The sequence below is a fragment of the Lactiplantibacillus paraplantarum genome (assembly GCF_003641145.1).
In the GTDB taxonomy this organism is placed as follows: domain Bacteria; phylum Bacillota; class Bacilli; order Lactobacillales; family Lactobacillaceae; genus Lactiplantibacillus; species Lactiplantibacillus paraplantarum.
In genome coordinates this window covers 63193-70681 of the sequence record NZ_CP032745.1, presented here as the reverse complement: position 1 = coordinate 70681, position 7489 = coordinate 63193, and the positions used below count along the sequence as shown (strand labels likewise).

At 41.0% G+C, this 7489-nt stretch carries 7 protein-coding genes and 2 pseudogenes; 6 read left to right on the top strand and 3 right to left on the bottom strand.

Translation table 11 applies throughout. The features are described 5' to 3' along the window. Positions 1 to 386 precede the first annotated feature (386 nt). The 6 genes from LP667_RS15715 to LP667_RS15690 all read left to right on the top strand — a co-directional run bounded on the left by LP667_RS15715 (position 387) and on the right by LP667_RS15690 (position 4942). The gene (locus LP667_RS15715) at positions 387 to 1160 is read left to right on the top strand and encodes a ParA family protein (protein ID WP_056988831.1); all 774 of its coding nucleotides are present in this window, start codon (positions 387 to 389) and stop codon (positions 1158 to 1160) included. 2 nt (positions 1161 to 1162) lie between these two features. Continuing rightward, positions 1163 to 1387, top strand: coding sequence for a hypothetical protein (locus LP667_RS15710; RefSeq protein ID WP_056988833.1), 225 nt, complete (start codon positions 1163 to 1165; stop codon positions 1385 to 1387). 229 nt (positions 1388 to 1616) lie between these two features. Beyond that, complete coding sequence (locus LP667_RS15705; RefSeq protein ID WP_012490951.1) at positions 1617 to 2615, top strand: IS30 family transposase; 999 nt, start codon at positions 1617 to 1619, stop codon at positions 2613 to 2615. A 321-nt stretch (positions 2616 to 2936) separates the two neighbouring features. Continuing rightward, the gene (locus tag LP667_RS15700; protein ID WP_056988790.1) at positions 2937 to 4238 is read left to right on the top strand and encodes a Y-family DNA polymerase; all 1302 of its coding nucleotides are present in this window, start codon (positions 2937 to 2939) and stop codon (positions 4236 to 4238) included. Further along, positions 4231 to 4551 (top strand): acetyl-CoA carboxylase, encoded by a 321-nt coding sequence (locus LP667_RS15695; protein WP_121018948.1) that lies wholly within the window; start codon positions 4231 to 4233, stop codon positions 4549 to 4551. Before LP667_RS15700 ends, LP667_RS15695 begins: the two co-directional genes overlap by 8 nt. Further along, the gene (locus tag LP667_RS15690) at positions 4544 to 4942 is read left to right on the top strand and encodes a hypothetical protein (RefSeq protein ID WP_046041500.1); all 399 of its coding nucleotides are present in this window, start codon (positions 4544 to 4546) and stop codon (positions 4940 to 4942) included. The genes LP667_RS15695 and LP667_RS15690 overlap by 8 nt, the downstream gene beginning before the upstream one ends. Positions 4943 to 5014: 72 nt before the next feature. On the opposite strand, the pseudogene LP667_RS15685 reads toward LP667_RS15690, so the two are convergent. The 3 genes and pseudogenes from LP667_RS15685 to LP667_RS15675 all read right to left on the bottom strand — a co-directional run bounded on the left by LP667_RS15685 (position 5015) and on the right by LP667_RS15675 (position 7435). After that, positions 5015 to 5338 (bottom strand): annotated as a pseudogene (locus LP667_RS15685) (ribonuclease G). Between the two features lie 975 nt (positions 5339 to 6313). Then, a pseudogene (locus LP667_RS17175) lies at positions 6314 to 7216 on the bottom strand (ArdC-like ssDNA-binding domain-containing protein); the annotation flags it as partial. Further along, on the bottom strand, positions 7217 to 7435 hold the full coding sequence (locus LP667_RS15675; protein WP_056988664.1) for a hypothetical protein: 219 nt from the start codon (positions 7433 to 7435) through the stop codon (positions 7217 to 7219). Between the last annotated feature and the right edge of the window lie 54 nt (positions 7436 to 7489).

Below are 7489 nucleotides of genomic sequence, written 5' to 3'. Positions count from 1 at the left end.
AACCTATGTATGCGTTTAACTCGACTTTTCGACTGGCATAATCCTAATAGGTTTAGTATAATATTCCTATCAGGCAACTAGAGTTGACTACTTTTAGTAGTTCATATCCTAGCTAGCCATCTATAAAGACGAGCGTTAAAGGCGATCAAGTATCCCGGTACTTGGTTTGCTGATCAGAGAGTTACTGGAAATAACTCCTTGATCGACGCTCTTTTTTGTTAACCTAAATATAACATAGTTACAAATTAAAGCAACCTTAATACAAAAGAAATATCACTGTTTTTGTAACAAGTTACTTGTTACATGTTACAAGTAACTTGTTACAAAAATATGTTTACAAAATCGCCTTTTTGTATTATATTTAGGTTATTGAAAGAGGTGGCTTCATGACTAAAGTAATAACAATCGGTAATTTCAAGGGTGGGGTTGGAAAAACTACAACTAGTTGTCTTTTTTCCTATTTATTAGCTGAAACTAAAAGAAAAGTATTATTAGTAGATTTTGATCCTCAAGGTAACGCTAGTGAAATTATGAAGAAAACATACCCAAAGATCATTAGCAAACCCAAAAATGAATTTATGAATGGACTAAAATTATTTGACCTGTCTCAGTCTGTGACAAAATTTACTGACTACTTTGATATGTTAGTCAGTGATTGGTCACTATCCGCATTCCCAGATATGCTAGAAGAGTATAGAAAAGATGAGCGTAAATACCTTCTTGATAAACTTCTAAGTAATATAAAGAATGATTATGACTTTGTTTTAATCGATATACCACCAACTTTATCAAACTTTGTCAATAACGCTGTTTTAGCTTCGGATTACATTATAGGTGTACTGCAAACACAGGAACAAGCATATTCTAGTACATTAAAATTTATTAGCTATCTTCAAGACTTGACCGAGTACGAATCACACTTCGATTTACTTGGCATAATTCAATATCTTGTGAAGATAGACGGTCGCGTTGATCAAGAAATTATCAAAGACGCTTCAGAATCACTTGGCCCAGCATTGTTCCATGAAAATATCTATCAAAGAGAACGCGTTAAAAGATTTGGTAGAAGTGGTATTAAAAATAATGACCTTTGGGACAAGCGAGTACTGCACATGTACAAAGTAGTTTTAGATGAAGCATTGACACGAATGGAGAAATAAAAATGCCTGAAAAGAAAAGTCTTCTCAATCAGATTCATGCAAAAGAAAGGCTGGAAAGTAAAACAAGCCCATTTGCTAAAGAAGAAAAAACAAAACCTCTTAGAGTCAAAGAGAGCAAGTATGAACTCATAAATGAAGTTGCGTATAAACAGAAAAAAACTAAAGTAGATGTATTGGACACTATTCTAGAAGCTGGGATAAGTGCTTTAGGGCTTAGTAACAAGTAACAAGTTACTTGTTACTTGTTACTTGTTACTTGTTACTTGTTACTTGTTACTTGTTACTTGTTACTTGTTACTTGTTACTTGTTAAAAAAAGTCACTTTAAAAAGTGGCTTTTTTTTACACGACGAATTTACAATTGAAGTGCAACAAGTAAGAAAATAAAAATAGACTCCTAGCCTGAGTCCTGTAGAATGAAGTCACCATAACAATCATCTAAAGGAGTTCTTAGGCTATGAGTCCATATACACATCTTACCTTAAAAGACCGCGAATGCATACTGTTAGGTGTAACTTTACACCATACTTACCAGGTTATTGCCGATCAAATCGGTTGTTCCAAAGCCACTGTGTCACGAGAAATTAAACGCAACGGCGGTCGGGGTGCCTATTCTGCCGTAAAAGCCCAGCAGAACTATCAACAGCGCCGATTAAAGAGTCGTCGCCTCAGGGTACTGGAGAATTTAAAGCTACGCGACTTTGTCCTTCACTGCATTCTTCAACGGCAATGGTCACCCGAGCAAATCGCCGGTCGTTTATCTTTAGAGAACAGTAATTGGCATATCAGCTACAACACGATTTATCGCGGAATTGAACGAAATAATTTAGGCGTTAAACGTAAAAGTCATGGGGCTCGAGGATTCGCTCGAAAGTTACGACATCGTGGGAAAACTCGTAAGGTTAAAGGAACTGTCAACGAACGACGTGGCCGTTTTAATAATGTCCCATCAGTCCATGAACGACCAGTCTCATGTGAGAATCGGACTCGTTTTGGCCATTGGGAAGGCGATACCGTTCGCGGCAAGATCGGGCGTTCGGGTTTAGTGTCACTGGTCGACCGTAAGTCACGATACCTTCTGTCTGAGCGTGTACCCAAAGTGAATGCCAAGAATGTGACCCAAGCGATGATCGACCTCCTGCATACAGTCACACCTAAACGCGTTCGTACGCTTACACCAGACCGAGGTACAGAGTTTGCGGGTTATCGTGAAGTCGGTAAAGAGCTTGGTATCTCAGTCTATTTTCCAGATCCGCACGCACCACAACAACGTGGGACCAACGAAAATACCAATGGTCTCATCCGAGAGTATTTTCCCAAAGGAACTGACCTTGATGAACTGACCGATCAAGATATCGCGAAGTTTGTCAGGGATTTAAATAATCGACCCCGTAAGGTCTTAGTCTGGAAGACACCGTCTGAAGTTTTCTTCGGTAAAAAGTTACACTTGATTTGACAATTCGTCACCCATAATTAATATTCACAGTACTAAAGTAGTATGGTACTTTAGTATCTTTGGCGTTTAATCTCAATGTGTTTCCCTAAAACTCCAACTCAATCATGGACTCTTCCATACCGTCAAGGACCTCATTTTCTTTGATAAATTTAACTCACTTCTCTGCTGGAGTAAATCGATTAGCTTTCACTTGAGTATGCAGTTTTCCATACAAGTTCTCGACGACCTGCCCATACATTTTATGTATTTATTATATCGCTTTCGTGAACATATGTTCCCCATTGTGGTAAAATAAACGTAAATTATTGAGAAGGTGAGCTTATGTTTTTTGATCAAGAACCGCATGGCGTGTTCTTTTTAATTGATAACAAGTCCTTTTATAGCAGCTGTGAAGCCGTTGCCCGTGGTCTTAATCCTTTAAAAGTCCCACTAGTCGTTCTTAGTGAAGCTGAAAACACCAATGGTGGGCTCATCTTAGCCACTTCACCCGAGGCTAAGCAGTTATTTCATCTTAAAGCCAATGTCTCACGCAAACGTGACTTGCCCAATGACCCTAGACTCTGGGTCGTGCCGCCGCGCATGAATCTCTATATTCAACGTAATTTGCAAATTAATCATATTTTTCATCAATTTGCGAGTGAAAAAGAGGTTTGGCCCTATTCAATTGATGAAAGTATTTTGGATATGACCCATTCATGGCGGCTTTTTGGCAATTCTATCCGTGAAGTGGCGCGGTTAATTCAAAAAACGATCCGCCAACAGCTCGGTTTATACACCACTGTGGGTATTGGCGACAATCCGGTGCAAGCCAAACTAGCCCTAGATAACTACGCTAAACACAATCATGAATTGATTGGTGAAATCCATTATGAAACTGTGCCGGATAAGATTTGGTCAATTAACGAATTAACGGACGTTTGGGGCATTGGCCCCCGTATGGCGAAACGTTTGAACCGCCTTCAAATTCACAATATGTATGAGTTAGCCCATACTAACCCTTATTTACTCAAACAGAATCTCGGGGTGATTGGGAGCCAATTGTTTGCCACCGCCTGGGGCGTTGACCGGACCCAGTTAACTGAACCAATCAAAACTAAGGAAGCTAGTCTTGGTAACTCACAAGTTCTCCCGCGTGACTACTTGACACAAAACGAGATTGAAACGGTCATTAAAGAGATTGGTGAACAAGTTGCGGCGCGGCTTCGTCACCACCATAAACTAGCAGGGTGTTTATCACTAAGCATTGGTTTTTCTTATGCTGCGGCTGAAACCGATGGCCGCAGTGGCTTTCACCAGGCTTTGAAAATTGAACCGACTAATGATAACCAAGCTTTAACGCAACAATTATTGTGGTTATTTCGTAAGAACTGGGACGGCCAGGCTGTCCGTAATATTGGCGTTTATAGTAGTAAGCTCAGTCCTGACGCCGGGCAGCAACTTAATTTATTCGAATCCCCGCTTAACCAAATTCAACATAGTAAGCTAAACCAAGTTATTGATGAAATTCACCGACGCTTTGGCTTCACCAAACTCGTCTATGCCACCAGTCTATTGCCCGGTGGTACCGCTATTGAACGGGCTGCTTTGGTCGGGGGTCATAATGGAGGAAATAGTTATGAATAAAGATTTAGATATTATCACGAGTCGCTTAGCCTTGTTGTTTAAACCGACTAGTCGAACCCGTTATTGGCTAGTAATTGCCAATGACCCGTACGATTACACTTACAACGTATTCTTCAACAGCCAGCGAGCTAATGAACGACTACGGTCAATGCCTTTACACAAACTCACTAATTATAATCTCAATGACTTAGAAAACTTACTAAAAGCGTTGCGGCAACAGACTAAATTAACGATTGAATTTATTGGCTTTACGGGTCAAGTTTGGCCGCAAAGTCAAAAAATTATTCAAAAGAGGCGGCAGGGGCTTGAATGAAAAGGAGTTTGACCTCGGCATTGTTAAGCGCTTCTTTGAGCACGATTACCATGATCGTGGCCTAATGAAATGGCAAGGCTTTTACTTATCTGATCATACTGCCGCTTTAAACCAACAGAAGATCCAAGATAAACAACAATATCCACCCAAGCCACAACAGTCTTTAAGTATCGTTGGTCAAATCTTGTCAACAGCTTACACCCAGAACCAACCAGTCAACTTACAATTAAACACCGTTGATCATAATAATCAACACTTTGCGACCATCACAACCCCAATACTGGGCTATAATGGGGCTACTATTGTGCTTGCCAACCACCAATTTATCAATATTAATGATATTCAGCACATCGAATTAGTGCGCTCAACTAACTGGACTGGCAATCAATAAAGACCACCAAGGCGCTAATGCCGAACCTTGGTGGTCTTTATTTGAATAAGTGCTTGTGCTAGTAATTACCGTTTAGATATTGGCCACTAAAGAAGCAAAGAAAAACATATATAGGACAAAAATAGCAATCGAAATAATAAATTGGACTATTCCTGCTCGGTTTCAAGTCGCTTGCACGGCCTTGAATGTCTCGACATCTTGATAATCACCTTTTTGCCAGGCCCATTCATTCCCCTTAAAACCAACCACAAAAACCCAAACGATATTAAAAATTGGAATTAACGTTAATAACGGCAAATAGGTTTTATTGCCAATGCCCCAAAAAATACTGTACATAAATGCGCCCCAATTCCACCCTTTGACCGCTTGTGGCACTTCTTTACCATTTTCTTTCATCATTACGTTCCCCCTTAATATTAGCTTACCAAACCTAAGCTGGCTTGTATACTAACCTAGTATACATTATCGTGATATTGTATTACGTTGAGCAGCTTTAACTGGGCCTAGATTCAAGCCCCGACGTCTTGCTTCATGATTAGCCAACCGCAAGCTATTATTCACCTTAGCAATTTGTTCAGGATTTACCGTCTTTTGTAGCCGCTTTAGGCCATTAACTTGTTGTTTTAAACCGTCGTTTGTGAGATGCTCATTCACAAACCGCTGCGTCTTATCAGTAAGTTTCGTTGCTAACTTCGGTCCAACTACGTTTTCAATCGTTATTTCATTTTCGTTCAAAGATCTGGTCAATAGATCTTTCAGGTCGTCTTTCTCAACATAATCTTCTGCGCCACCTTCGTAAAAGGTATCACCCTCTTTCGTCCGATAGGCTGAATATTCATGTCCCACTTCGTCATAGTCGTAGAATTGAGCAAACTCAGCCTTAGACGCAATCTCTTTAACGAAAGGGGCCTGACTAGACTTAATTTTTTCTATCACTGTCGGTGTCTCAATCAACCCTTCGTTCATTTCCTGTAAACTACTAACTGGCCGATATGTTGCTTCCGTCTTGTTTAGATCTTTATCCATCGCACTATCAGAATACTTCACCACGTACCCGCTCTGATAAATGAGGTGACTCATTATTTTGTCTTGAACCTTCGGCTGATCTAAGTTTCCCACAATGTCTGTATGTCCGTACGGGCCATTGCTATCATATTGGGTTAATTGCCAATCCACACCTGTCCTAGCGCTTTTTGTCAAAGTAATACGAGTATGATTATCTAGGTCGTTTACTTCGAATCCACGGCCTCTGCTACGCTCAAATACACCTTTCCAATAATCCTTTTTCTGCTGGACAATCTGTTCACTCGCAGCCAAACCCATTTCAGGTTTCCATACTGGAAATTCCGGGACAACCTCTTGTCTTAACTCTTCATTCTGTGGCCGCCCCATACGCTGCTCACGCCGCAAGTCCTGCACCAGCTCATCACTAATTTCAATCGTTTTATTACTAACTTGTTTAATCTCACTGAGCGCTTGATGAATCACCGTTTGATCTTTAGCCCAAGTTGCCACATACCCTAATGAGTAATCACCCGTATCAATACCGATATTTTGCATGGCCACATAAGCCACGGCCTCCGCCTGTGCTTCCTGATAGCCGCGCGGTCGATCTTTAAAGGCTGATGTTAGTCCATGTAATTGACTATGGGCATATTCATGATACAACGTCTTTAGTCGCATACCTTGATCCAACTCCTGACTATCAATCACAATTTCATTGGTTTGGGGGGCAAAGTAACCCCGAGCTTGATTTTCAGTCATTGGTCGCTCCGTTACAGTTAAATTCGTCGTTTCGTTAAGGTAGGTCTTAAAGGCTTGATAAAGTGGCGTCACATTCGCGTGTTCTCCTAGCTCTGGTTTGATAAAATCTTGCGTTTGCGGTATCTGCTTACCGGTAGTGTGCCGCACATCAAAGACCGGTAAATACCGATAACCCACGATGGCCTGATCGCGTTTAGTTCCTAACTGCCTTTGTTGTTCTGGTGTCAACCGTTTGGTAATGGGCGCCGCAATCCGAATGGCTTTAGCGCCTTTAGTCACCTGACGGCTAAAATCTTTTTGCCATTGTTTAAAACCCGCCACTTGGGTTGCCTGGGGATCTTGGGCATAAATCAAATTAATATTGCGTAAGCTATAGTGGTGGAACTTGGCCATCGTTTTTAAATAGGCCTTAAAGTTCGTGCTAGTGGTTAGTGCTTGGAGTTTTATTTCAGCCTGATGAACGAGCTGTTGCTTCCCAGCCTGAATTTCAGTTCGACTTTTGTTTGCCATTTACAACGCCTCCTGATCTGGAAATTCCGTTTGCCCATCAAGCCGGACTAAGTCATCGCCGATACCATATAACGGCACAAAAGTCCCCGTTGTGCTTTTGATCCAAGCAACTTGTCGATATTGCCCTTGACTACCAACTTCGTCTAAATATTTCAGATCGGCTTTCGTCGCCAATACTGGTAACTCACTACCGGCAACTGCCGTTTTATCAATCATCATTTTAGTCAGCTCCTTATCGTTGATAGCACTAGCCTAACAACTCCGGTGAAGCAG

Excerpts from the sequence above, each read along its gene's own strand:
- LP667_RS15715 (WP_056988831.1), top strand. The coding sequence starts at position 387 with ATGACTAAAGTAATAACAATCGGTAATTTCAAGGGTGGGGTTGGAAAA.
- LP667_RS15710 (WP_056988833.1), top strand. The coding sequence starts at position 1,163 with ATGCCTGAAAAGAAAAGTCTTCTCAATCAGATTCATGCAAAAGAAAGG.
- LP667_RS15705 (WP_012490951.1), top strand. The coding sequence starts at position 1,617 with ATGAGTCCATATACACATCTTACCTTAAAAGACCGCGAATGCATACTG.
- LP667_RS15700 (WP_056988790.1), top strand. The coding sequence starts at position 2,937 with ATGTTTTTTGATCAAGAACCGCATGGCGTGTTCTTTTTAATTGATAAC.
- LP667_RS15695 (WP_121018948.1), top strand. The coding sequence starts at position 4,231 with ATGAATAAAGATTTAGATATTATCACGAGTCGCTTAGCCTTGTTGTTT.
- LP667_RS15675 (WP_056988664.1), bottom strand. The coding sequence starts at position 7,435 with ATGATGATTGATAAAACGGCAGTTGCCGGTAGTGAGTTACCAGTATTG.